A 25,240-nucleotide genomic window follows, 5' to 3' on the forward strand; every position below is an offset into this window, starting at 1 on the left:
TGCGCGGTGCGTATGGGCGACGGTTGGGTCGAGCGTGGCCGTGCCGGGAAAGCTGATTTGACGGTCAGTCAGGTGTTGCTTGGCCCGCGCTAGGGCCAATCGAAAGTTAGGCCGCTTATTGCTGCTCAGCCCGCAGAAATATTTCAGCGAAGCGTCTAGCACGGGGTATGCTTCGGGCAAATCTAGGCCAACCACTAATAAGAAAAGAGCCTATGCACGCTGTTGAAAAACCCCCTTCTATGGCTTCCGGGTCCGTCGCGTTGACGGATACCCGGCAGGCTTTTATGGCCGATCTGGCCGTCGAGCGCACACGTCTGCTGTATCAAGGCTCGCAAGTTCCGACCCTGCTGATGCTGCTCAGCGGTGTGGCGTGCGCCTACCTGCTGTGGAACCCGAGCAACTCTGCGCGCCTCGCTGGCTGGCTGGTGTGGCTGGTGCTGCTGGCGGTGATGCGCCTGATTCAGGTCACCGCGTTCAACGCCGCTTTACCGTCGCGCCAGGCCGAGCCGCAGTGGCGGCGGATGTTTCTGTTGGGCGCCGGGCTGTCTGGCCTGACCCTGGCTTTCGCCGAGATCGCCCTGGTGCCGCCGGACGCCTTTTTGCAGCAGGCTCTGGTCTACGGCCTGATTGCCGCCGCGATTCTCTCGGCCAGCGTCGCCTATGCCGTCAGCCTGTCGGCCTTCCTGACGTTTACCTTGCCCTGCGTATTGCCGCCGTTGGGGGTGTTGCTGCTGAGCAACGACCCGCGCCAGGAAAGCTGGGGCGTACTCGGCCTGATTCTCTCTGGAACCTTGTTGCTGGTGACCTGGCAGGTCAACCGACTGGTCACCCGCAACCTGCAGCAGCGCTTTCACAATCAGGCACTGATCGCCAATCTGGAGTACGCCAAGCAGCAGGCGGAAGGCCTCAATCAGGAGCTGGCACGGGAAGTGGAGCAGCGCCGGCGCGCCGAGCGTGAATTGCGCGGTGCCCACGACGAGCTGGAAATGCACGTGCTGCAGCGCACCCTGGAGTTGGACGACACCACCCACGCCCTGAGCAAGAGCGAGGCGCGCCTGGCCCTGGCCCTGGAAGCCAGCGAGCTGGGGCTGTGGGACTGGAACCTGGCTACCGACGCCGTGCACCACTCGCAGTTGCAGGAACTGCTCGGTCTACAGCCGGAAATGGTCAACGCCATGCTCACCGACCTCAAGCCGCGCCTGCACCCGGATGACGTGTCAGTGCTGCACGCGGTGCTGGTCGAGCACCTCAAGGGCCATACCGATGGCTATGCCGTGGAATACCGCATGCGCCACGCCGCCGGCCACTGGATCTGGGTCGAAGACCGCGGCCGAGCCGTGGAGCGCGATGCCCAGGGCCGCGTGCTGCGTATGCTCGGCACCCGTCGCGACATCACCGCGCGCAAGACCCGCGAAGAAGAACAGCGCCTGGCCGCCACCGTGTTTGAGGCCGCCAGCGAGGGGATTGTTATCCTCGATCCGGACAGCCGCATTCTGGCGGTCAACCGCGCCTTCACCACGGTTACCGGTTATGGCCGTGAGGAGTTGCTGGGCCAGGGTGTCGGTAGCTTTATCCACGGCAGCGATGCGCGCCGCCAGTATCGCCTGATCAGCCTGGAGTTGGAGCGCAGCGGCAGTTGGGAAGGCGAGTTGATGGAGACGCGCAAGAACGGCGAGCTGTACCCGCAATGGCTGCAACTGAGCATGATTCGCGACGCCCAGGGTCGGGTCAGCCATATCGTGGGTTTCTTCGTCGACCTCACCGCCCGCCGCGAGGCCGAAGAGCGCCTGCGTTACCTGTCCAATTACGACGACCTGACGGGCCTGGCCAACCGCACCCTGTTCAAGGAGCGGTTGCATGAAGCGGGTCAGCGTGCGCGGCAGAGCGGTCACAGTCTGGCGCTGCTGCATATCGACCTGGATCGCTTCAAGATTCTCAACGACAGCATTGGCCACGAACTGGCGGACCAATTGCTGCGGCAGATGAGCCGGCGCCTGGCGCAAACCATTCCCGAGGCCGAGACCCTGGCGCGGCTGTCCGGTGATGAGTTTGCCGTGTTGCTGGACTCCTACGGCAGCCTGTCGAGCCTGGCCCGACTGGCCAGCCGGGTGCTGAGCAAGCTGCGCCTGCCGATCATGGTTGGCGATCAAGAGCTGGTGGTCAGTGCCTCTATCGGCATCAGCCTGTTGCCGGACAACTCGCGGGAGATTTCCACCCTGCTGAGTCAGGCCAACATGGCCGTGCAACACGCCAAGCACCTGGGCGGCAACACGTTCCAGTTCTACACCGACAACCTACAGGCCTGCACCCTGGAGCGCCTGCAACTGGAAAACCAGCTGCGCAAGGGCATCGAAGAGGGCCAGTTGGAGGTGTTCTACCAGCCCAAGCTGTGCCTGGCCGACGACAGCCTGCATGCCGCCGAGGCCCTGGTGCGGTGGCGTCATCCGGAGATGGGCCTGGTGCCGCCCGGCGACTTTATCGGCCTGGCCGAAGAGACCGGGCTGATTAACCCGCTGGGCGAATTTGTCCTACGCCAGGCTTGCAAGCAGGCACGCAGCTGGCAACTGGAAGGCCTGGCGGAGGTGCGCGTATCGGTGAATATTTCTGCCCAGCAGCTGCGTCAGGGTTGCCTGGTCAGCCTGGTGCGCCAGGTGCTGGACGAAACCGGCCTGCCGGCGCGCCTGCTGGAGCTGGAGCTGACCGAAAGCCTGTTGCTGGAGAATGTCGAAAGCGTGATCAGCACCTTCCAGCAACTGCGCAGCCTGGGCATCCTGTTGGCGATTGATGACTTTGGCACCGGCTACTCATCGCTCAGTTACCTCAAGCGCTTCCCGGTGCACTACGTGAAGATCGACCAGACCTTTATCCGCGACATCTCCACCAACAGTGAAGACGCCGCCATCACCCGGGCGATCATCGCCATGGCCCACGGCCTGGAGCTGAAAGTGGTGGCAGAGGGTGTGGAAACCCAGGCGCAGATGGACTTCCTCAAGGCCCAGCACTGCGACGAGCTGCAGGGTTACCTGATCAGCGAGCCGGTGCCGGCCGCGGCCTTTAGCCAGTTGCTGCGCGAGCAGAAAGCGACCGCCTGACGGGCTGTTGGCCCGCCGCCGAGCTTACTTGTCCGGCAGCAGCGAGGAGTGGTGGCTGCTGATCAGCCACTGCTGGCCATCCCACACGTAGGTGTAAGTAAAGCGCGCATGTGCCACCGCACCGGTCTTGGCGAAGGTGAAGGTGTACAGGCCGATATCCACTGCCATGTTGCAGCCGAGCTGGATCGTGCGTGAATCGATCTTGCCGCTCGGCCGGTCATGCAGGAAGTGTTCGAAGTAATCGACCTTGGCCTCTGGGGTCAGGCGCGGCAGCTTCGACAGGGTCGGCAGCAAGACCGAATTGGGCGCGTAGTTGGCCAGCACCTTGGCCGGTTCACCCGTTTTCAGGGCGCGGTTCCAGCGCTCGAACAGGGCGGCAATTTCGCTTTCGCTGCTGACTTTACAGCGCTCAATGGCGCCACTTTGCAGCGGCGGGCTGAGGGGCGGTGGCGGGCTGCCGGCGCAGCCAAGCAGGGCCAGCAGTGTGCTGGCGAGGGTGAAATTGGCGAGGTGCGACATACAGGCTCCTGGCGCCATCAGGCTTTGCCGGCGCGGGTGGTGGCGCCATCCAGATGGCGCATCAGCAGAGCGTAGTTGAGGTCGATGTCTTCCGGCACCGGCAGGTACAGGGTGTGGCCGTCACCGGGGGCCACCTCGACCTTGTCGCCGTTGCGCTTCTCCAGGCCGTCGAGGCGGAAGTTCAGGTTGCCTTGCGGGGTCATCAGTTCCAGGCGATCACCCACGGCAAAGCGGTTTTTCACCTTGACCTCGGCCAGGCCGTTGACCCGCTCGCCGCTCAGCTCGCCGACGAACTGCTGGCGCTCGGACACCGAGAAGCCCTGCTCGTAGTTCTGATATTCGTCATGCACATGGCGGCGCAGGAAGCCTTCGGTGTAGCCGCGGTGGGCCAGCGACTCCAGGGTGTCCATCAGGCGCATGTCGAACGGCTTGCCAGCTACCGCGTCGTCGATGGCCTTGCGATACACCTGGGCGGTGCGCGCGCAGTAATAGTGGGACTTGGTGCGGCCCTCGATCTTCAGCGAGTGCACACCCATCTGCACCAGGCGCTCGACATGCTGCACGGCGCGCAGGTCCTTGGAGTTCATGATGTAGGTGCCGTGCTCGTCCTCGTAGGCGGACATGTATTCGCCTGGGCGGCTGCTGTCTTCGAGCAGGAACACTTCGTTGGTCGGTGCGCCGACGCCGAGGGTCGGTTCGACCTGTTGCACGGCGATCGGCTCGTACTGATGGACGATGTCGCCGACTTCGTTTTCCTTCGCCTCGTGAGTCTTGTATTCCCAGCGGCAGGCGTTGGTGCACGTGCCCTGGTTGGGGTCGCGCTTATTGATATAGCCCGACAGCAGGCAGCGACCGGAATAGGCCATGCACAGCGCGCCGTGGACGAACACTTCCAGCTCCATGCCCGGCACTTTTTTGCGGATCTCGCCGATCTCTTCCAGCGATAGCTCGCGTGACAGGATGGCGCGGGTCAGGCCTTGGCGGTGCCAGAACTCGACGCTGGCCCAGTTCACTGCGTTGGCCTGCACCGACAGGTGGATGTGCATATGCGGGAAGTGCTCGCGCACCAGCATGATCAGGCCGGGGTCGGACATGATCAGCGCGTCCGGGCCCATCGCCACCACCGGCGCCAGGTCCTTGATAAAGGTCTTCAGCTTGGCGTTGTGCGGGGCGATGTTGACCACCACGTAGAACTGCTTGCCTTGGGCATGCGCTTCATTGATGCCGAGTACCAGGTTGGCGTGGTCGAACTCGTTGTTGCGCACCCGCAGGCTGTAGCGCGGCTGCCCGGCGTACACCGCGTCGGCGCCATAGGCGAAGGCGTAACGCATGTTCTTCAGGGTGCCGGCAGGCGAGAGCAACTCGGGTTTGAACGGGGCAGACATGGCAATAAACTCGGGATGGCGCACGAAAGGTGGGGGATTTTACGGAAACTCGGCCTTGGCGGGTATTGATTGCTGTCAGCCGGCCATAGGTTCGGCGACGGGCGGGTGATAGCGTCCTAGGGTCTGTTCCCGTTTCATTCGCGGCAACGCGGCTCGCGATGAAGCGGGAACAGACCCTAACCTGCACGGCTGATTGATGGAGAACCGCCCATGCTGCGTCGTATTGCCTTGTTGTCCCTGGTGCTGCTCGCCGGTTGCGCGCAAAACCCTGCCGGTTTGCCGCTCTGGCAGACCAAAGAAGTGGCGCCGCCGAGCCTGCAATACCTCGGCGTGGCCGGTTACCTGCTGCGCTGGCAGGGCGAGGCGCTGCTGTTTGCGCCCTCGTTTAGCAATCCGGCGACCCTCGGCCAGCCGCCCATGGGTGTGCAGGCGGATGCGGCGAAGATCGACGAACTGATGCCGCCGGCCAGCGACGTGAGCATGCTGCTGGTCGGCCATGCCCACTACGATCATTTGCTCGACGTACCGCGGGTTATGCAGGTGCATACGCCCAACGCTAAGGTCTATGGCTCGCAGACCATGGGTCATATCCTCGCCGCCGCACTGCCTCGCGAACGCATCGTTGATGCGGAGAAAGTCATGGCCGACGGCGCTACGCCTGGGCAGTGGTTCTATTCACCCAAGCGTCAGTTGCGCGCCATGGCGATCAAGAGCGAGCACGCGCCGCATATTTTCGGCATCAAGTTCCTTACCGGCAGCTATGACCAGGACCTGACGGAGCTACCGCGCAGCACCTTCGGCTGGAAGGAGGGCCAGACCCTAGCCTGGCTGGTGGACCTGCTGGATGAGCAGGGCCGACCGGTGTATCGCATTCACTATCAGGACTCGGCGAGCACCCCGCCACAAGGCTTGCCGCCGGTGCTCAATGACGGCAAGCGGGTCGATGTGGCGGTGCTCTGCGTCGGTTCCTGGCAGCAAGTGCCGGCCTATCCGCAGGTGTTGCTCAAGCGCCTCCAACCGCGCCTGGCGATCCTCGGCCACTGGGAAGACTTCTTCGGCAACGACCCGCGCCAACCCCAGGGCCTGCGCCTGCAGGATATTCGCGGGATGGTCGCGGCCACCCGCGCCAATCTGCCGGCCGATGGCGAATTTAAGCTGCCGGTGCCCTTCGCCCAAATTCCCCTGCCGCCGTTGCAACCCTGAGCCGTCGCGGTATTGCCCATGACGATGGCGGCGGCTACTGTCGCGCCATCGCCACGGACGAGCCCGCCATGACCGCCCACGCCCCACGCCCCGCCAACGCCACGTTGATTCTGTTGGCCTCGCTGTATTGCGCCCAAGGGTTGCCTTCCGGGCTGCTGGCCCATTCGCTGCCGGTGCTGCTGCGTCAGCACGGCGTCGACCTGGCCTGGATCGGCCTGCTCAAGCTGCTGGCCTTGCCCTGGTTGCTCAAAGTGCTGTGGGCGCCCTGGGTCGACCGCCTCGCATCACGGCGCCTGGGCCATCATCGCGGCTGGATTCTGCCCCTGCAGTTGCTGGCCATCGGCGTGCTGGCCAGCCTGGCCCTGATGGCGCCGGAGCGGCTTTTCGGCCCGGCGTTGTGGTTGCTGCTGAGCCTGTTGCTGCTGGTCAACCTGGCGGCCGCGACCCAGGACGTGGCCACCGACGGTCTCACCGTGCGCCTGCTGCCAGAGCGCTGGCGCGGCCTGGGTAATAGCTTGCAGGTGGGTGGCTACAAGATCGGCATGCTGGTCAGCGGCAGCGGCCTGTTGCTGGCCATGGACTGGCTGGGCTGGAACCTGAGCCTCGGTCTGATCGCCGGCTTGCTGCTGTTGATGACCGTTCCGGTGGCCCTGTTTCGCGAAAATCAGCAGTTGCCCCATTGTCCGAATCTGAGCGAACCGGCCGGCCCGCGCCTGTTGTGGCGGCATTACCAAGGCCTGCTGGCGCAGCCGGGGATGCTCCTGTGGCTGGCGGTGCTGCTCAGCTTCAAGCTGGGTGATGCGTTGGGTTCGCCGATGATCAAACCGATGCTGGTGGACCAGGGCTGGAGCAATGCCGAGCTCGGACAACTGACCCTGATCAGCAGTCTGGCCGGCATCGGCGGCGCGCTGCTCGGTGGCGTGTTGTATGCGCGCCTGGGGGCTTTGCATTCACTGTTGCTGTTCGGTGCTTTGCAAGCTGTCGGTATTGCCGCCATGGCCGTATTGGTCAGCCAGGGCGCGCCGGCGTTGCTGGTGTATGCCGTGGCGCTGTTCGAGCAATGCGCCGATGGCATGTCCACGGTGGCGCTGTTTGCCGTGATGATGCGCCAGTGCCGCGCCGAGCACGAAGGCGCCGACTTCACCCTGCAGGCCTGTGTGCAACTGCTGCTGGCCGGTGTGGTGGGCGCCCTGAGTGGCGTGTTGGCCAAAGTGCTGGGTTATCAGGCGCTGTTTCTTACCGCCGGGGTCCTGGGTCTGCTGGCGCTGGCGGTGGTCGGCTATTACTTCGCCCGGCAACCGGCAGTGAATAACCGGTAGTGAGCAAACCCTTGATGGGTATCGCTGCGCTCAACCCATCCTACACATCGGCCTGTGCATAAACCCGCGGCTTATCCCCGCTGCGGGTGGATAGGGCTGTGGATAAGCTGTCGGTGTTCCGCTGCGCGCCTTGTGCTCTGGGGCTTGCCGCCAATCGATCAAATTTCATTAAGTTTCAATCAGTTAGCGAAAAAGTTAAACACAGTCGCTGTGCAGTCTCCTGTGGATAAGCTGTGTGGCCCTGCCGCCAGGCGCCGGCGGCTAAGGGCTGTAGCGAGTTGGTGGTTTTTTGCTCAGCTGCTCGACGGCGCGGCTGGCGCTGAGCCGGGTACAGAGCCCAGATACGCCTGGATATCCACCTCGTCGACCAGCTCTTTGGGCATGTAGCGCTCGGCATACTCGCGGTAGACGCCGGAGCGCAGGAACAGGGCGAAGAGTTCCGCGTCGATATGCCGGTCTTTCTGCATAAAGCCCATGATCTTGATCGCTTCCGACAGGGTCTTGCCCTTCTTGTACGGGCGGTCGACGGCGGTCAGGGCTTCGAATATGTCGGCGATGGCCATCATCCGTGCCGGTACGCTCATTTGCGTGCCGGTCAGGCGCTTCGGATAGCCGCTGCCGTCCATTTTTTCATGGTGGCCGCCGGCGATTTCCGGGACTTTTTGCAGGTGCCGCGGGAAGGGCAGTTTCTCCAGCATGATGATGGTCTGGATGATGTGTTCGTTGATCTTGTAGCGCTCTTCCTCGGCGAGGGTGCCGCGGCCGATGCTCAGGTTGTAGAGCTCGCCGCGGTTGTACAGGTGCTCCGGCACGTTGACCTTGAAGCCCCAGGCATTGTCGGCCTTGAGGGTATCGCGCGGGCCACGGGGGAACAGGTGATCCGCGCGGTCGGCCAGCAGGGGCTCCTGGGTGGGCAGCTCGACTTCGGCCATCGCTTGCTTGCGTTGTTGCTCTTCGTGGGAAATGCCGATGCGGTCGGAGAGGGTGCGCCGCCAAGTGCGCTGGGCCAGTGCCTGGATCCGGGCGATGTGCTCCGGGGCCATGAACTCGCCGCCTTCGTTGCACTGGGCGACGAAGGCAAAGTCCGCATCCAGCTGCTGCAGTTGCTGCGTCAGTTGCCCGTGCAATGCCTCGGCGCTGCCGCCGGCGGCGATGGCTTGCCAGTACTCAAGCTCGGCATCGCGTTTGAGTACCTCGAAGCGCATGCGTACTTCGTGGATGCGGTCGTACAGGGTTTCCAGCTTGGTGGCTTTGTCGACCACGTATTCCGGGGTGGTGACCTTACCGCAGTCGTGCAGCCAGGCGGCGATATGCAGCTCTTCCCATTGCTCGTCGTTGAGGGTGAAAGCACTGAAGGGGCCGCTTTGTTCGGCGCAGGCGGCGCGTGCGAGCATCTTGGTCAGTTCCGGCACGCGCTGGCAGTGGCCGCCGGTGTAAGGGCTCTTGGCGTCGATGGCGCCGGCGATCAGCTGGATAAACGACTCCAGCAGAATCTTCTGCTCCTCGATCAGGCGCTGGGTGTTGAGGGCCACGGCCGCTGTGGTGGACAGTGCCTTGACGAAGGCCATCAGCTCCTTGCTCAGTTTGTGCTGGCGTTGATCGATCAGCAGGGCCTGGGCGCCGAGCAGCTCGCCGTTGCGGTTGCGCAGTGGCAGCACCCACAAGGTCAGGCTCTGGGTCTGCGGGCCGAGGGTCTGGAAGGCCGCCTGCAACTCTTCGCTCGACAGCTCGCGGGGTGGCGCCTGCTCGTCCAGCGCGAGGATTAGCGGATGGTTGAGGTCGGTGGCGATGCTCAAGTGCTGGCTGGTCTGTTCGTCCAGCAGGTCGCTGCCTTGGCGCACCCGCGCCAGATGCAGCTGGCTAGCGCTGGCATCGGCCAGGTAGATCATGCCGACAGTGGCCCCGGTCACCGCTTGCATCTCGCTCAGCAGGCGGGCCAGCAGGCGGTTGAAGTTGGTTTCGCTGGCCAGGGCGGTGGACAGCTGCAGGAAGCGTTTGATGGTGTCCTTCATATTGCCCATGGCATGGGCGAGGTCGACCACCTCGCTAATCTGCGATTCGACATGCAGCGGTTCTTCGAAGTTGAAACGCTCGATCTTGATCGCTTCACGGGTCAGTTCATGCAGGGGCTTGGAGGCCAGGCGCGAGAGCGCGTAGGCCGCCAGAATGCCCACCAGCAGTAGGGCGATGACGATGTACAGGCTGCGGCGCAGGCTGGCGTAGGCGCTGGCCAACAGCTCCTGATGCGGTGCGGCGATCCACACGGCCAGCTCGCCGTTGGCCATGCTGAAGCGGAATACGCCACCTTCCCAGGTGTTGCCCTGGTCATCGGTAAATGAGCGGGTGCCGGATTGCACCCCGACCGATTCGGCCATGAGTTTTTTCAGCATCGGCAGTTCGAGGTCATCGATGGTCGGCATACGGCCCTTGCCATCGGCGGCCGGAATCAGTGCCGCCGCACCCAGGTGCGAGCTGAGCACCTCGCCGCGGCCATTGATCAGGGCCACCCGGGTATCCGGGGTGACCTTGCTGTTGGCCAGGATCTGGTTGACCGAGCGCAGGGTAATGTCGATGGCCGCCACGCCCAGGCCATTGTCGGTTTGCACCGCAAAGGTGGAACCGACCTCGCCGGTGCTGGCGAAAACATAGGGCGACTGCACATACAGCCCGTCGCTCAGGCGGGCCTGCTGGTACCACTCGCGGGTGCGCGGGTCGTACGGACTGTCTGCCTGGGCGCGCCGTTCGAGCAGCGCCAGGTTGGCATCGAAGAACAGGTAGTCGCCGCTGGCTTTGCCGTCCTGCACCTGGATGCTTTGCACCATCCAGGCCGTCCTGGCGGGCGCGTTAAACCGGGCCTGCAGCGTTGGATCATCGCGCCAGCGCCGCAGCATAAAGAAATCGCCGCTCTCGTAGCCCATGTACAGGGCATTGGCATTGGGTTGCGCCTGTAGGGCGGTGGCCATCCAGGCCAGGCTGTCCAGGCGCTGCTCGAGGTTGCTGGCACGCATCAGGTGTTGCTTGGCCAGCAGTGCACTGGCGGCGGTTGCGCCGCGTACGGTGTTTTCGATGCTCTGGATGGTGCTCTGGCCAATCAGGGCAAAACGCGCGGCCACTTCCTCGGTAATCAACCGGCGGGTTTCGCTGAAATGAAAGCTGTTGGTGATGACCGCAAAGCCCACCAGCAAACCGATAAACAGGTAGGAAATATGCACGGCGAAGGGGATGCGACGTGACGGCACGGGTCTACTCCTTTAGTTGAGCGCGCTAACCCATCAACTATAGATAGATGTGCCCGGCAGGCTGTTGGTTAAGTGCAATAACCGCGCTATTTAGCCGATTGCCGGCGGTTATTGGTAAGCCCCGCCGCGTTGTGGCGGGGGGTTGCTGGGTGTCAGTCGCTGGTGAGGGTGCCGGGCGCGTTCTGGGTGCTGGGTGCCGACCAGTTTTTCAGCAACCGACCGACCCGATAACCGCGCCAGCCAAGCATCCGGCTGGCGGTCAGCACGCCGGCCATCAGGGCGCCGCCGACCCCTGCAGTGACGGTGTCGGCGCCGGTCAGGTAGAGGCCCTTGATCGGCGTCTGGCTGTGAATCCAGTGCTGGTCGAAGCGCTTGACCGTGTGATCGATACCGTAGATTTCGCCCTGCACGTTCCACTGGAACCATTCGGTCGACAGTGGTGTGGCCAGCTCGCAGAAATCCAGTTGGCCGCGCAGTTGCGGCTGGTGCTGGTAGAGGGTTTCCAGCAGGTGCTCGGTCAGTTCCGCCTTCAGCGCTTCGTAGTCGGCGCCGCGTTTGCCCCAGGTGCTGCCCTGCCACTGGGCGAAGCGCGCGGGCAGGGTGGCGGCGACGATTTCCACCGTGGCCTTGTTGGGGTAGCGGGCATCCCAGGACGGGTCCTTGGCCGATGGGAAGGACATGTAGATAAGTGGCATCGGCGCATCGGCGCTGTTCTTGAAGGCGCTGATATTGGCGTCGTGATCAAAGCTCGGGTAGACCCAATAGTTGGTCTTCGGCAGGCCCAGCTCGGCGGCGCTGCCCTTGAAGCCGGCATACAAGCACAGGGTCGCGGCGGAGGGTTCGACCTGTTGCAGGGGGGCCAGCAGGTTGTGCTGTGTCGCCACGTCGGTCGGGATCAAGCGGGTGTAGGTGGGGATTAAGCCGGCGCAGCTGACGATCTGTGGCGCCCGTAGCTCGACGCCGTCTTTCTGCAAGCGCACACCAACAGCGCGGCCGTTCTCGACGATGATTTTGTCCACTCCGGCATAGGTAAATACCTGGCCGCCGGCTGCTTCGATCACCGGGATGATGGTCTCAGCGATACGTATTGCACCGCCTACTGGGTAGTTGCCGCCGGTAATGTAGTGCTTGGCGACCATCGCGTGCATGACGAAAGCCGCTTGCGCCGGTGGCAGGCCGTAATCGCCCCATTGGGCGGTGAGCAGGCCGATCAGTTCGCGGTTGTCGGTCAGGCCTTCGAGCACTTCCAGGGTCGGCTTGAAGAAGTAATCCGGCAGCCAGTAACGGCGCAACTTGCTGTAGAGCACGCCCAAACTGCGCGGCAGCGCTTGGCCGGCGAAGAAGCGCGGCACCTTGGCGCTGACTTCGCTGAGCAAGTCGACATAACGATCGATGGCCGCCGCCTCCGCAGGGAAGTGGCGCTTGATCTCGGCCTTGAACGCTTCGCGGCCGGCGACGTAATCGTAGGTTTTGTCGCCGAGGATGATGCGGTCGTAATGAGCATCCATCGGCGCCCAGTCGAGGTTGCCGTCGCTGATCACATCGAACACCCGACGGATCATTGACCAGGGTTTGTGCACCTCGCCGATGTAGTGCACGCCCACATCCCACTCGTACCCCTCGCGCTCGTAGCTGTGGGTGTAGCCGCCGGCGGTGTAGTGCTGCTCCAGCACGCAGACGCGTTTCCCCAGTTTGGCCAACAGCGCGGCGGTGGTCAGGCCGCCGATGCCGGAGCCGATGACGATGGCGTCGTAATGGTCTTGGGCCAGGCGGGGGCGGAAGCGGGTGCCGGTGCGTTTCATCGAGGATCTCCGGTTATTGTTGTTATGCAATGTTTTGCATACTAGAGCGAAGATTTGCCTTTATGCAACTCCTTGCATAGTCCGTATACTGCCGGGCACTTACCGCCTTATGCCGAATTGCCCGCCATGTCCCTTAAACACGCCATTCTTATCCTCTTGGAAACCGAGCCTGGCAGCGGCTATGACCTGGTCAAGCGCTTCAAGGCCGGGCTCGGCTATTTCTGGAATGCCAAGCACCAGCAGGTCTATCAGGAGCTGAAAAAACTCAGCGAGGCAGGTTGGCTGGCGTTTGCCGAAGAGACCCAGGAGACCCGGCCAGACAAGAAGGTCTATCGCCTCACGCCTGCCGGCCACACCGAACTGCTGCGCTGGCTGAGCGAGCCGGTGCAACCGAACAAGATCAACGATGCGCTGCTGGTGAAGCTATTCGGCGGTGAGCTGACCAGCGAAGACAACCTGCGCGCCGAGATGAGCCGTCATGTGGCCGTGCACCGCCAGACCCTTGATAGCCTGCAGGCCATCGAGCGCGATTACCTGGGCTTGCCCGCCGCCCAGCGCCAGGGCTGGCGCCTGCCCTACCTGACCCTGCGGCGCGGCATTTTGGGCGAGCAAGCCTGGCTGGCCTGGGCCGATGAAGTGGCGCTGGCGCTCAAGGCGTAAGCCATTCAGCAGGCGCGCCGAATCCAGCGACTAAAAAAGTACTTTGGTGCCATGCAATCGCGGCTTTTGTACAAGGGCGGGGCAAAACGCTTACAAAATACAATGTTATTGCCGAGATCTAGTGAGGGAATAACTCGATGAAAAAGCTCCTGTCCGCATCCTTAACACTGTCTGTTGCCTTGCTTGCCGCCCCGTTGGTGTACGCCCAGGACCAGGGCATGCAGGAGGCGGCCGGGCGTCAGCTGTTCCTGCACCACTGCACGGCGTGCCATTCGCTGGACTCCAGCAAAAACGCCTTCGGTCCGAGCCTGATCGGGGTGATGGGCCGGCCAGCCGGTTCGGTGCCACGCTTTGCCTATTCCAAGGCGATGGAAGCGTCTGGCCTGACCTGGACGGCAGACAATCTGCGCAAGTGGATCAGCAACAACGAAGGCCTGGTGCCGGGTACGCGCATGCGTCACGTGAGCATCACCGACCCGGCTGAGCAGGATTACCTGATCAGCTTCCTGGCTACCTTGAAGTAAGTCGTGTGATCTTGGGCGGCTGCACCTGTGGCCGCCGTTAACCCTGGTTCGCGATCATGCGCTCGGCTCTATCCTTCGCAGTAATGGCATTCAGCAGGGCGCCGTTGAGCGAAACAAGCTGCTGCAAAAGGGCTTTGCGCTCTTCTTCAGCCTGTGGGCTGTCGTTCCCTTCTAGGGCCGCCAACTGCTTTTGGATTTCTTCAATCATCACTTTAAGTTTTTCGATGACATCCGTACTGCTGCTTTGTTCGCTTGAGGCGTTAACTTCAGCATTCTGTTTGGCTAAAGCGCTTGCTGAAATACGGACACTGTCAGCCGTGCTATCGGCCTGCTCTTCTTGCGATGCCTGCGCCTTTGTTGAGCCATCGGTGCTGTTATCTTCGCGCGCTAAAAAAGTACTCGTCTGCTGAAATGCCTGAATCAAGCGCGTAGAAATTTCCATTTCGTACCTTTCCCACTATCAGTAATGAAGTTGTTAGCCCTTCACCGTTATCGGAACAAAGTGGCGGATGCTTAATTGCACCTTGTCGGCGTGATTTGCCGGGCGGTGGCGTAACCCACCGGGGCAATGGGCGTGATGGTCGGGGATGGGTATTGCTGCGCTCAATCCAGCCTACGAGCGGGAGCGAAAGCGATTGCGCAGTTGCGGCCACAGCAGGTTCAGGGCCAGGCCGCTGATCACCAGGGCGGCGGCACTGAGCTTCCAGGCCGGCAGGCCTTCGTTCAGCCACAGCGCGGCGCCACCCATGCCAAACAGTGGCACCAGCAGGGCCATGGGCGTGACGGTGGCCGCCGGGTGACGGGCGAGTAGCCAGGCCCAGGCGGCATAGCCGAACAGCGAGTTGCCCGCCGCCTGCCAGGCCACTGCCAGCCAGGTATAGGTATCGGCCAGCAACAGACCGCTGCGGATTGCCGGCCAACCCTCCGTCAACAGTGACAGTGCAAACAGTGGCGGTGCGGCGAACAGGCTGGACCAGACCACGTAGGCGACCATATTGACCCGCCCGGCCTGGCGCGCCACTAGATTGCCGCCGGCCCAGCTCAGCGCGGCCAGCAGCATCAGGGCCAGGCCCAGCAGGGTGGTGGTGCCATCGGTGTGCAGAACGATGATGGCAATACCGCCGCTGGCCAGTAGCAGGGCCAGCCACTGGGTGCGTTGCAGGCGCTCGCCAGAAAAATACATGGCCAGGCCGATGGTGAAAAACACTTGCAACTGCACCACCAGCGAGGCCAGGCCGGGTGAGATATGGCCGTTCATGGCGACAAACATCACGCCGAACTGACCGACGCCGATCAGTAGCCCGTAGGCCGCCAGATTGCCCCAGCCCACTGCCGGGCGTGGCAGCAGGAACACCGCCGGCAGGGCGGCCAGGGTGAAGCGCAAGGCGGCGAACAGCAGCGGCGGCAGGTGGCCGAGGGCCAGTTTGATCACCACAAAGTTGGTGCCCCACACGGCCACTACGGCCAGGGCCAGCAGCAGGTGCCTGAGCGGCAGGCCAGGGCTCATTGGCGAGCTCGCGCGCGGCGATCAGTCATGCCATTCGCGTCCGGCCAACTCCAGCAGGCTCTGCGCCTGTTCCGGGCCGTTGCTGCCGGCCGGGTAGGGGCGTGGGGTCTGGTAGGACTCGTGCCAGCCTTTGATGATTGGGTCGATCCAGCTCCAGGCGGCTTCCACTTCGTCGCGGCGCATAAACAGCGTCGAGTCGCCTTCGATGACGTCCAGCAGCAGGCGCTCATAGGCATCCCAGCGGCGGTTCTGCGGGAACACCTGGGCCAGGTTGAGGTCCAGTTCGATCGGCGTCAGGCGCATGCCCTTGCCTGGGCTCTTGCCCATCAGTTGCAGGCTGATGCGCTCTTCCGGTTGCAGGCGGATCAGCAGGCGGTTGGCCTGGCTGCCTTCGAACAGGCGATGCGGCACCGGCTTGAACTGAATGACGATCTCCGAGCACTTCTTTGCCATGCGTTTGCCGGTGCGCAGGTAGAAGGGCACGCCAGCCCAGCGCCAGTTGTCGATCTCGGCCTGCACGGCGACGAAGGTTTCGGTGTCGCTGTCGTTATCGACATTTTTCTCGAAGTAATAGGCCGGCACTTCCTGACCGCCGATTTTGCCGGCGGCGTATTGGCCGCGCACGGTCTTGTCTTGCACGTCGAGGCCGCTGATCGGTTTCAGCGCCTCAAGAATCTTCACCTTCTCGTTGCGCACCGCTTCGGCGTCGAAGCGCACCGGCGCTTCCATCGCCACCAAACAGAGCAACTGCAGCAAGTGGTTTTGCAGCATGTCGCGCATGGCGCCGGAGTGGTCGTAGTAGGCGCCGCGGTTTTCCACGCCGAGGGTTTCGCTCACGGTGATCTGTACATGGTCGATGTGCCCGGCACGCCACACCGGCTCGAACAGGGCGTTGGCAAAGCGCAGGGCCATGAGGTTCTGCACCGTCTCTTTGCCCAGGTAGTGATCGATGCGAAACACCTGCGGTTCGCTGAACACGCTGCCGATTGCGGCGTTGATCTCTTTGGCTGACTCCAGCGAGTGGCCAATGGGTTTCTCCACCACGATCCGCGTATTGCTGTCGGTCAGCCCGGCAATGGCCAGGTTGGCACTGATACCGGCAAACAAATCCGGGGCGGTGGCCATGTAGTAGATGCGTCCTCGCTGACAGGCGTCGCCGAGCTTCTTGTTCAGGCGGCCGAATTCGGCGCTCTGCGACAGGTCCATGGCGAAGTAGTCGAGGCGTTCGGCAAAGCTCTGCCAGGTCGTCAGGTCGAAGTCGGCGCGGGCGACTTGCACGCGGCAGTGTTTTTCCGCCATCGCGCAGTAGCTACCGCGATTGAGGTTGTTGCGCGCCAGCGCGAGGATGCGCATGTCGGCCGGCAGGCGACCGTCGCGGTGCAGGTGGTAGAGCGCAGGCAGCAGCTTGTGCAGGGCCAGATCGCCAGTACCACCAAAAACCAGCATGTCGCAGGGGATGTTCATCGTAGGGTCTGTTCCCGTTTCATTCGTGGCCGCGCCGGAGCCGGTTTTTGCGCGAGACAAGGCACGAGGAGCGCAATTTGGTTGTTCCAAATAAGTGACGAGTAACGCCGGCTCGCACAAAAACCGGCCCGGCCCTTCGGGTTGTGCGAGAAATGCTCCCCGCTGTTGTTGCAGGACTTGGCAAGGGAATGACCATTACCGGCGTCCTGCGCCTAATCGGGGAGCATTTCTCGCGGCAACGCGGCTCGCGATGAAACGGTAACAGACCCTAGGTCTCCGGCGTGCTTTGCCTGTGCGGAAAACAGGGGCATGTAGTATAACTACAAGAACACTACAGCCCAGTATTTGCCGATCATAACCGAGTCCAGCCCTGTGAACCTTTTGCAGCACATTGCCCAATCCCGTCACCTGTTGCGTAAGTCGGAACTCAAGGTGGCCGATCACGTGCTGCTCGACCCGGCCGCGGTGATGCACAGCTCCATGGCGGACCTCGCCCATGATGTCGGCATCAGTGAGCCGACCATCGTGCGCTTCTGCCGCGCCATTGGCTGCACCGGCTTTCAGGACTTGAAATTGCGCCTGGCGCAGAGCTTGGCCGCCGGTGCCAGCTTTGGCCAGTTCTCGATCACCGAGACCGATTCGGTGGCCGACTTCAGCCTGAAGATTTTCGACACCACCCTGCACACCCTGATGGAGGTGCGCGAGCGCCTCGATCCCGTCGCCCTGCAGGCCGCCATCAACGCCATGGCTCACGCCCAGCGCGTGGAGTTCTACGGTTTTGGCGCCTCCGGGGCGGTGGCGGCGGATGCCCAGCACAAGTTCTTCCGCCTGCTGCTGACGGCGGCGGCGTACTCCGACCCGCACATGCAGGCGATGTCGGCGGTGACCCTCAGGCCCACCGACGTGGCGATTTGCATCTCCCAGTCCGGGCGCTCCAAGGACCTGCTGATCACCGCCAATCTGGTGCGTGAAAGCGGCGCCACCCTGATCACCCTGTGTCCGAGCCAGACGCCGCTCGCCGAGCTGGCCAGCGTCAACCTGGCCATCGACGTGCAGGAAGACACCGACATCTACACCCCGCTGACTTCGCGCATTGCCCACCTAGTGGTGATCGACGTGCTGGCCATGGGCGTGGCCATGGCCCGCGGTCCGGACCTGGTCAATCACCTGAAAAGCGTCAAACGCAGCTTGCGCAGCCTGCGCCTGTCGCCCAAGTCGGTGAAGGCGCTGGACGACTGAGTCTGCTGCGGCTGCCTGTGCTCGTCACTGCATCTTCACCGCGCTGCCGCTAAATCGTCATCTCTCCCGCCGATGCTGGGGCTCCCCGCATCAGCCTTGGGAGAGATGAAATGTCCCGGATTGCCGAAGAAGTCGTGTCAGTCAGCCCCGCCCGCAAGCGTCGCGATCAGGAAGATCGTAAGCGCATGCAGTACCGCCGGGCCATTGAAGAGTTTTCCGAACGCCGGCGCTTGCAGCTGGAAATCCTCGATTATCCCGACCTGATCGCCGCCAACTACCTGTTGGTCTCTGCCCTGCATCGACGCGGCTAATCAGTGGTTTTTCAACGGCCTGTTCAGTGGGCCGTTGGGCAATAACCGCTAAACGTCTGGCCCAGGGCACTGATTTGGGTGCGCTCGCTGCGGATGTAGTCGAGAAACGCCTGAGCCACCGGTGACAGGCGTTTGCCGCGGGCGTGCACCACGCACCAGCTGCGGTACAGCGGCAATTCCTCGACCGGCAGTTCCAACAAACGGCCGTTGGCCAGTTCCTGAGTCACGCTATGGCGTGGCAGCAGGGCCAAGCCGAGGCCGGCCACCACGCCTTCACGCACCGCCTCGAGGGACGAAATCTCGTATTTCTGCGGGAAGTGCACACGCTTCTGTTGAAAGTATTCCTCGCAGGCCTTGCGCGTGCCCGAGCCGGCCTCGCGGACCAGCAGCGGGTAGGGTTCGAGGTCTCTCAGATTCAGCGTGGTGGCCTTGCCCAACGGATGCCCCGGCGGGGCCACGGCAACAATCGGATAGTTGAGGAAGGGCAGGAACTCCAGGGCCATGTCCGGTGGCACCAGGGACATGATCACCAGGTCGTCGCGGTTGTCGGCCAGGCGCTTGATCACCTGGGCGCGGTTGACCACGGTCAGGTGCAGGTTGATGTCCGGTTGCTGCTGCTTGAAGGCGGCAAACAGGTGCGGCACGAAGTACTTGGCGCTGGATTCCACTGCCAGGGTCAGCTGGCCCTGCAGCGAGCCTTGCAAGTCGGTGAGCTGCATGTCGAGGCTTTCCAGGCGCTGGAAAATATCCGTGCTGGCGCGCTTGAGCGCTTCGGCGGCGTCGGTCAGGTAGAGCTTCTTGCCGACGTATTCGAACAGTGGCTGGCCGACCAACTCTTCCAGCTGGCGAATTTGCAGGCTGACTGCCGGTTGCGTGAGGGCCATGTCCTCGGCGGCGCGGCTGTAGGAGCGGTTGTCGCACACTGCGCGGAACACCTGAATCTGCCGCAAGGTCAGGCGCATCAAGGATTTACGCATGCTTTGGCTCTCGCTTTGCTGCGGTTGAAAAGGCGCTGGAGGCCTGTCGATTCGGCGACTATAAGTTTTTTCTGATGACTAACCCAATAATTATTGATTTGGGTTTATCTCTCTACGCGGCTAGGGTAAATGGGCGACTGGACCAACAGGTCCGGTCAGGTGCTGACCGCTGCGCCGGTCCGCCCGTTTATTGGCCGAGGAACAGACTCGTGATCAAGAAGATTCTCATCGCCAACCGTGGCGAGATTGCTGTCCGTATCGTGCGCGCGTGCGCCGAGATGGGCGTTCGTTCGGTGGCGGTGTATGCCGAAGCCGACCGCCATGCCTTGCATGTGAAGCGGGCCGACGAGGCCCACTGCATCGGCGAAGAGCCGCTGGCGGGCTACCTGAACCCGCGCAAGCTGGTCAATCTGGCGGTGGAAACCGGCTGTGATGCGTTGCATCCGGGCTATGGCTTCCTCTCCGAAAACGCCGAGCTGGCGGACATCTGCGCCGAGCGCGGAATCAAATTTATCGGCCCGTCGGCGGAAGTGATCCGTCGCATGGGTGACAAGACCGAAGCCCGCCGCAGCATGATCGCCGCTGGCGTGCCCTGCACCCCCGGCACCGAGGGCAACGTCGCGGACATGGCCGAAGCCCTGCGCGAGGGTGATCGCATCGGCTATCCGGTGATGCTCAAGGCCACCAACGGTGGTGGCGGTCGTGGTATCCGCCGCTGCAACAGCCGCGATGAGCTGGAGCAGGCCTACCCGCGGGTGATCTCCGAGGCGACCAAGGCCTTTGGCCGCGCCGAAGTGTTCCTGGAAAAGTGCATCGTCAATCCCAAGCACATCGAGGCGCAGATTCTCGCCGACAGCTTCGGCAACACCGTGCACCTGTACGAGCGCGACTGCTCGATCCAGCGGCGCAACCAGAAGCTGATCGAGATCGCCCCCAGCCCGCAGCTGACCCCGGAACAGCGCGCCTATATTGGCGACCTGGCCGTGCGCGCGGCCAAGGCTGTGGGCTACGAGAACGCCGGCACCGTGGAGTTCCTGCTGGCCGAAGACGGCGAGCTGTACTTCATGGAGATGAACACGCGGGTGCAGGTGGAGCACACCATCAGCGAGGAAATCACCGGCATCGACATCGTCCGCGAGCAGATCCGCATCGCTTCCGGGCTGGAGCTGTCGGTCAAGCAGGAAGACATCCAGTACCGCGGTTTCGCCCTGCAGTTCCGCATCAACGCCGAAGACCCGAAGAACAACTTCCTGCCTTCCTTCGGCAAGATCACCCGTTACTACGCACCCGGCGGCCCTGGCGTGCGCACCGACACGGCGATCTACACCGGCTACACCATTCCGCCGTACTACGACTCGATGTGCCTGAAGCTGATCGTCTGGGCGCTGACCTGGGAAGAGGCGCTGGACCGCGGTCTGCGCGCCCTGGATGACATGCGCGTGCAAGGGGTGAAGACCACTGCCGCCTACTACCAGGAAATCCTGCGCAATCCGGAGTTCCGCAGCGGCCAGTTCAACACCAGTTTTGTTGAGGCCCACCCGGAGCTGACCGAGTACTCGATCAAGCAAAACCCATCGCACCTGGCCCTGGCGATTGCCACGGCTATCGCCGCCCACGCCGGCCTGTAAGGGGAACCCAGACATGAGCAAGAAGATTTTTGTCACCGACACCATCCTGCGTGACGCCCACCAGTCGCTGATCGCCACCCGCATGCGCACCGAAGACATGCTGCCGATCTGCCCCAAGCTCGATCAGGTTGGCTACTGGTCGCTGGAAGTCTGGGGCGGCGCGACCTTCGACGCCTGCGTGCGCTTCCTCAAGGAAGACCCGTGGGAGCGCCTGCGCCTGCTCAAGGCGGCGCTGCCCAATACCCGTCTGCAGATGCTCCTGCGCGGCCAGAACCTGCTCGGCTATCGCCATTACAGCGATGATGTGGTGCGCGCCTTCGTGGCCAAGGCCGCCGTGAATGGCATCGACGTGTTCCGCATCTTCGACGCGATGAACGACGTGCGTAACCTGCGTGTGTCCATCGAAGCCGTGAAAGCCGCCGGCAAACATGCCCAGGGCACCCTGTGCTACACCACCAGCCCGGTGCACACGGTCCAAGCCTTCGTTGACCAGGCCAAACAGATGGAAGCCATGGGTTGCGACTCGGTGGCGATCAAGGACATGGCCGGCCTGCTGACTCCGTACGCCACCGGCGAGCTGGTCAAGGCGCTGAAGGCCGAGCAGGGCCTGCCGATCTTTATCCACAGCCACGACACCGCAGGCCTGGCCTCGATGTGCCAGATGAAGGCGATCGAGAACGGCGCGACCCATATCGACACCGCCATCTCCAGCTTCGCCTGGGGCACCAGCCACGCCGGCACCGAGTCGATGGTTGCCGCCCTGCGTGGCAGCGAATACGACACCGGCCTGAACCTGGAACTGCTGCAGGAAATCGGCTTGTACTTCTATGCCGTGCGCAAGAAGTACCACCAGTTTGAAAGCGAGTTCACCGCCGTGGACACCCGCGTGCAGGTCAACCAGGTGCCGGGCGGCATGATGTCCAACCTGGCCAACCAGCTCAAAGAGCAAGGTGCCCTGCACCGCATCAACGAAGTATTCGCCGAGATCCCACGGGTGCGTGAAGACCTGGGCTTCCCGCCGTTGGTGACGCCGACTTCGCAAATCGTCGGCAGCCAGGCCGTGTTCAACGTCCTCGCCGGCGAGCGCTACAAGACCATCACCAACGAAGTGAAGCTCTATCTGCAAGGTCGCTACGGCCGCGCGGCGGGCAAGATCAACGAGCAACTGCGCAAGCAGGCGATCGGCAACGAAGACGTGATCGACGTGCGCCCGGCCGACCTGATCAAGCCGGAAATGGCCAAGCTGCGTGAAGAAATCAGCCTGCTGGCCAAGTCCGAAGAAGACGTGCTGACCTACGCGATGTTCCCCGATATCGGGCGCAAGTTCCTCGAAGAACGCGCCGCCGGCACTCTGACTCCGGAAGTGCTGCTGCCGACTCCGGAATTCGGCGGCCTGTGCCCGGTGCCGGGCGAAGGCGTACCGACCGAGTTCATCATCGACGTGCACGGCGAAACCTACCGCGTCGACATCACCGGCGTGGGCGTGAAAACCGACGGCAAGCGCCACTTCTACCTGTCTCTGGATGGCATGCCGGAAGAAGTGGTGTTCGAGCCGCTCAACCAGTTCGTCGCCGGGGCCGGCAACAAACGCAAACAGGCCAGCGCGCCGGGCGATGTCAGCACCACCATGCCGGGCAATATCGTCGACGTGTTGGTGAAAGAGGGCGACAAGGTCAAGACCGGCCAGGCCGTGTTGATCACCGAAGCAATGAAGATGGAGACCGAAGTGCAGGCGCCGATCGACGGCACCGTCAAGGCCATCCATATCGTCAAAGGTGACCGGGTGACGCCGGGCGAAGTCCTTATCGAGATTGAGGCGTAAGTCCCCTGGGGGAGCGCAAGCTCCCCTTTTTTTGTCTGTGATTTAACCTGCGGAGGTGCGTGCGGTGGGTCTCGACCCGGTGGTGCTGTTTTTTGTCTTTGGCCTGACGGCGGGCTTGCTGAAAAGCGAGCTGAAACTGCCGCCAGCGCTGTATGAAACCCTGTCGATCCTGCTGCTGTTGGCCATCGGTCTGCACGGCGGGGTCGAGTTGGCCGAGCAGGCCAGTGTCCGCCTGTTTGGCCAGACCGCGCTGGTGCTGGGCCTGGGCGTACTGCTGCCGGTGCTGGCCTTCGGTCTGCTGCGCGGCTTGCGCTTTGATCGGGTCAATGCCGCCAGCGTGGCGGCTCACTACGGTTCGGTCAGCGCCGGTACTTTTGCCGTGGTGGTGGCCTATATGACCGCCCGTGGCATCGAGTTTGAAAGCTATATGCCGCTGTTCGTGGCCATTCTGGAGATTCCGGCGATTTTGGTCGGCATCCTGCTGGCCAAGGGCATCGCCCGCGACACCGACTGGCGCGCCCTGGGCCGGGAGATCTTCCTCGGCAAGAGCATCATGCTGCTGCTCGGCGGCCTGATCATCGGCGCGGTGGCCGGCAAGGAGGCGATCAAGCCGCTGGAGCCGCTGTACACCGGCATGTTCAAGCCGGTGCTGGCGTTCTTCCTGCTGGAGATGGGCTTGATCGCCTCCGGCCAGCTCGGCGCCTTGAAGAAGCATGGCCTGCGCCTGGCGGTGTTTGCCCTGTTGATGCCGCTGCTCGGTGCGCTGATCGGCGCTCTGCTGGCTCGTAGCATGGGCCTGTCCCTGGGCGGCACGACGATCCTCGCCACCCTGGCGGCCTCGGCCTCCTATATCGCCGTACCGGCGGCCATGCGTCTGGCGCTGCCGGAAGCTAATCCGTCGCTGTCGCTGACGGCTTCATTGGGGATCACCTTCCCCTTCAATATCCTGTTCGGTATCCCGCTCTACCTGTTGCTGGCCGAATACCTGATGGCGTGGGGGAACTGATATGAGCGCGCATCTACGCACCTTGCTGACAGTGATCTGCGAGGCCGCCCTGGAGAAGAAATTGCTGGCCGACCTTGAGCAGCTCGGCGCTCCCGGCTGGACCATCTCCGACGCCCGTGGCCGTGGCGGCCGTGGCGTGCGCAGCGCCGGCTGGGACACCGACGGCAATATCCGGGTGGAAATCATCTGCGCCCGTGATGTCGCCGAACGTCTGGCCGCGCACCTGCAAGCCAAGTACTACGCCAACTTCGCGATGGTCTGCTACCTGGCCCAGGTGGAAGTGCTGCGCCCGGAAAAATTCTGAGCCGCGCGCCGCGTAGCGCGGCTGTTCAGTGTCGTTCGGGTTGTGCTCAGCGGCCGCTGCCAAGCGTCTAGCAAGCATTGCCCGGCGCTTCTGCCGGCCCTGCCGCGGACCCGAACATGCAAGCGCTGCTGAATGAAATCCTTGATGAAGTACGCCCCCTGATTGGTCGCGGCAAGGTGGCCGATTACATTCCCGCTTTGGCCGATGTGGCGCCTGCGCAACTGGGCATTGCGGTGTACAGCAACGACGGCGAACTGTTCACGGCGGGCGCTGCCGATACGGCGTTTTCGGTGCAGAGCATTTCCAAGGTTTTTAGCCTGGTGCAGGCCATTGAGCACAGTGGCGAAGCGATCTGGCAACGCCTCGGCCACGAGCCGTCTGGCCAGCCGTTCAACTCGCTGGTGCAGCTGGAGTTTGAGCGCGGGCGGCCGCGCAACCCGTTTATCAATGCTGGCGCCTTGGTGATTTGCGACATCAACCAGTCGCGTTTCGCCGCCCCGCTGATGTCGATGCGCGACTTTGTTCGGCGCCTGGCCGGTAACCAGCAGATCATGATCGACAGTCGGGTGGCCGAGTCCGAATACCAGCACCGCGCCCGCAATGCGGCGGCGGCCTACCTGATGCAGTCGTTCGGCAATTTCCACAATGACGTGGAGGCGGTGCTGCGCAGTTACTTTGGTTATTGCGCCCTGCGCATGAGCTGCGTCGACCTGGCGCGGGCGTTTTGTTTTCTCGCCAACAACGGCCACTGCCTGCACAGCGGCGCGCAGATTCTCAGCCCGCGGCAGACCAAGCAAATCAACGCGATCATGGCCACCAGCGGCCTCTACGACGAGGCCGGCAACTTCGCCTACCGGGTTGGCTTACCGGGTAAAAGTGGCGTTGGTGGCGGCATTGTTGCCGTTGTGCCAGGGCGGTTCAGTGTGTGCGTGTGGTCACCAGAGCTGAACGCCGCCGGCAACTCCCTGGCCGGCATGGCCGCCCTGGAGTTGCTCAGCCAGCGGATTGGTTGGTCGGTGTTTTAACTGGCTGCCTAGAGGCGCCTAAGCCGTTATCGGTTGCGCGTATGGCCACTACCGATTTCGCCTTTACGGCGAGTCACTTTCTCTTTGCTTGCGCGAAAGAGAAAGTAACCAAAGAGAAAGCGCACCCGGCATCCGGGTTTCGCTGCGCGAAACTTCCCTCACTTCGGCACTGTTCCGAGGGTCGTCACGGTGGGCCATCCTTGGCCCATCGTGC

20 protein-coding genes are annotated in these 25,240 nt (G+C 62.9%); 12 read left to right on the top strand and 8 right to left on the bottom strand.

Annotated features, from left to right (window positions below):
- The first annotated feature begins 239 nt into the window (after nucleotides 1–239).
- The gene (locus AC56DI_RS14985; RefSeq protein ID WP_496346876.1) at nucleotides 240–3,092 is read left to right on the top strand and encodes a putative bifunctional diguanylate cyclase/phosphodiesterase; all 2,853 of its coding nucleotides are present in this window, start codon (nucleotides 240–242) and stop codon (nucleotides 3,090–3,092) included.
- A 24-nt stretch (nucleotides 3,093–3,116) separates the two neighbouring features.
- Here AC56DI_RS14985 and AC56DI_RS14990 read toward each other — a convergent pair whose 3' ends face one another.
- Together AC56DI_RS14990 and trhP are read right to left on the bottom strand one after the other, a co-directional pair.
- Nucleotides 3,117–3,611 (bottom strand): SgcJ/EcaC family oxidoreductase, encoded by a 495-nt coding sequence (locus tag AC56DI_RS14990; RefSeq protein ID WP_496346877.1) that lies wholly within the window; start codon nucleotides 3,609–3,611, stop codon nucleotides 3,117–3,119.
- Nucleotides 3,612–3,628: 17 nt separating this feature from the next.
- On the bottom strand, nucleotides 3,629–4,996 hold the full coding sequence (trhP, locus tag AC56DI_RS14995) for a prephenate-dependent tRNA uridine(34) hydroxylase TrhP (RefSeq protein ID WP_496346878.1): 1,368 nt from the start codon (nucleotides 4,994–4,996) through the stop codon (nucleotides 3,629–3,631).
- 210 nt (nucleotides 4,997–5,206) lie between these two features.
- Here trhP and AC56DI_RS15000 point away from each other — a divergent pair, with 210 nt between their 5' ends.
- Nucleotides 5,207–6,199 (top strand): MBL fold metallo-hydrolase, encoded by a 993-nt coding sequence (locus AC56DI_RS15000; protein WP_496346879.1) that lies wholly within the window; start codon nucleotides 5,207–5,209, stop codon nucleotides 6,197–6,199.
- Between the two features lie 68 nt (nucleotides 6,200–6,267).
- A complete protein-coding gene (locus AC56DI_RS15005; protein ID WP_496346880.1) occupies nucleotides 6,268–7,518 on the top strand; it encodes an MFS transporter in 1,251 nt (416 codons plus the stop codon).
- A gap of 293 nt (nucleotides 7,519–7,811) precedes the next feature.
- Here the strand turns inward: AC56DI_RS15005 and AC56DI_RS15010 are convergent, their stop codons facing one another.
- Nucleotides 7,812–10,757: an HD domain-containing phosphohydrolase gene (locus AC56DI_RS15010; protein ID WP_496346881.1), complete on the bottom strand. Its 2,946-nt coding sequence runs from the start codon at nucleotides 10,755–10,757 to the stop codon at nucleotides 7,812–7,814.
- Between the two features lie 152 nt (nucleotides 10,758–10,909).
- The gene (locus tag AC56DI_RS15015; RefSeq protein ID WP_496346882.1) at nucleotides 10,910–12,559 is read right to left on the bottom strand and encodes a phytoene desaturase family protein; all 1,650 of its coding nucleotides are present in this window, start codon (nucleotides 12,557–12,559) and stop codon (nucleotides 10,910–10,912) included.
- 126 nt (nucleotides 12,560–12,685) lie between these two features.
- Between AC56DI_RS15015 and AC56DI_RS15020 the strand changes: the two genes are divergently transcribed.
- Together AC56DI_RS15020 and AC56DI_RS15025 are read left to right on the top strand one after the other, a co-directional pair.
- Complete coding sequence (locus AC56DI_RS15020) at nucleotides 12,686–13,219, top strand: PadR family transcriptional regulator (RefSeq protein ID WP_496346883.1); 534 nt, start codon at nucleotides 12,686–12,688, stop codon at nucleotides 13,217–13,219.
- Between the two features lie 137 nt (nucleotides 13,220–13,356).
- The gene (locus AC56DI_RS15025; protein ID WP_496346884.1) at nucleotides 13,357–13,743 is read left to right on the top strand and encodes a c-type cytochrome; all 387 of its coding nucleotides are present in this window, start codon (nucleotides 13,357–13,359) and stop codon (nucleotides 13,741–13,743) included.
- A gap of 37 nt (nucleotides 13,744–13,780) precedes the next feature.
- Here AC56DI_RS15025 and AC56DI_RS15030 read toward each other — a convergent pair whose 3' ends face one another.
- The 3 genes from AC56DI_RS15030 to zwf all read right to left on the bottom strand — a co-directional run bounded on the left by AC56DI_RS15030 (nucleotide 13,781) and on the right by zwf (nucleotide 16,714).
- Nucleotides 13,781–14,185: a hypothetical protein gene (locus AC56DI_RS15030; RefSeq protein WP_496346885.1), complete on the bottom strand. Its 405-nt coding sequence runs from the start codon at nucleotides 14,183–14,185 to the stop codon at nucleotides 13,781–13,783.
- A gap of 171 nt (nucleotides 14,186–14,356) precedes the next feature.
- A complete protein-coding gene (locus AC56DI_RS15035) occupies nucleotides 14,357–15,250 on the bottom strand; it encodes an EamA family transporter (RefSeq protein WP_496346886.1) in 894 nt (297 codons plus the stop codon).
- A gap of 21 nt (nucleotides 15,251–15,271) precedes the next feature.
- Entirely contained in the window at nucleotides 15,272–16,714 is a 1,443-nt protein-coding gene (zwf, locus tag AC56DI_RS15040; protein WP_496346887.1) for a glucose-6-phosphate dehydrogenase, read from the bottom strand.
- 372 nt (nucleotides 16,715–17,086) lie between these two features.
- On the opposite strand from zwf, the gene hexR reads away from it, so the two are divergent.
- A complete protein-coding gene (hexR, locus tag AC56DI_RS15045) occupies nucleotides 17,087–17,953 on the top strand; it encodes a transcriptional regulator HexR (RefSeq protein WP_496346888.1) in 867 nt (288 codons plus the stop codon).
- 110 nt (nucleotides 17,954–18,063) lie between these two features.
- Entirely contained in the window at nucleotides 18,064–18,264 is a 201-nt protein-coding gene (locus AC56DI_RS15050; protein WP_324521121.1) for a PA3496 family putative envelope integrity protein, read from the top strand.
- A gap of 23 nt (nucleotides 18,265–18,287) precedes the next feature.
- Here AC56DI_RS15050 and AC56DI_RS15055 read toward each other — a convergent pair whose 3' ends face one another.
- Nucleotides 18,288–19,226 (bottom strand): LysR family transcriptional regulator, encoded by a 939-nt coding sequence (locus tag AC56DI_RS15055; RefSeq protein WP_496347525.1) that lies wholly within the window; start codon nucleotides 19,224–19,226, stop codon nucleotides 18,288–18,290.
- 224 nt (nucleotides 19,227–19,450) lie between these two features.
- On the opposite strand from AC56DI_RS15055, the gene AC56DI_RS15060 reads away from it, so the two are divergent.
- The 5 genes from AC56DI_RS15060 to glsB all read left to right on the top strand — a co-directional run bounded on the left by AC56DI_RS15060 (nucleotide 19,451) and on the right by glsB (nucleotide 25,026).
- Nucleotides 19,451–20,869 (top strand): acetyl-CoA carboxylase biotin carboxylase subunit, encoded by a 1,419-nt coding sequence (locus tag AC56DI_RS15060; RefSeq protein WP_496346889.1) that lies wholly within the window; start codon nucleotides 19,451–19,453, stop codon nucleotides 20,867–20,869.
- A 13-nt stretch (nucleotides 20,870–20,882) separates the two neighbouring features.
- The gene (gene oadA / locus AC56DI_RS15065; protein ID WP_496346890.1) at nucleotides 20,883–22,691 is read left to right on the top strand and encodes a sodium-extruding oxaloacetate decarboxylase subunit alpha; all 1,809 of its coding nucleotides are present in this window, start codon (nucleotides 20,883–20,885) and stop codon (nucleotides 22,689–22,691) included.
- Between the two features lie 64 nt (nucleotides 22,692–22,755).
- Nucleotides 22,756–23,697 carry a sodium-dependent bicarbonate transport family permease gene (locus tag AC56DI_RS15070; protein WP_324521126.1) on the top strand — a complete coding sequence of 314 codons (942 nt, stop codon included), beginning with the start codon at nucleotides 22,756–22,758 and terminating at the stop codon, nucleotides 23,695–23,697.
- 1 nt (nucleotide 23,698) lies between these two features.
- Nucleotides 23,699–24,001, top strand: coding sequence for a P-II family nitrogen regulator (locus tag AC56DI_RS15075; protein ID WP_324521127.1), 303 nt, complete (start codon nucleotides 23,699–23,701; stop codon nucleotides 23,999–24,001).
- Between the two features lie 116 nt (nucleotides 24,002–24,117).
- Nucleotides 24,118–25,026: a glutaminase B gene (gene glsB / locus AC56DI_RS15080; RefSeq protein WP_496346891.1), complete on the top strand. Its 909-nt coding sequence runs from the start codon at nucleotides 24,118–24,120 to the stop codon at nucleotides 25,024–25,026.
- Nucleotides 25,027–25,240 lie beyond the last annotated feature (214 nt).

It is taken from the genome of Pseudomonas sp. BGA-UO-ETr-WB11, assembly GCF_059567785.1.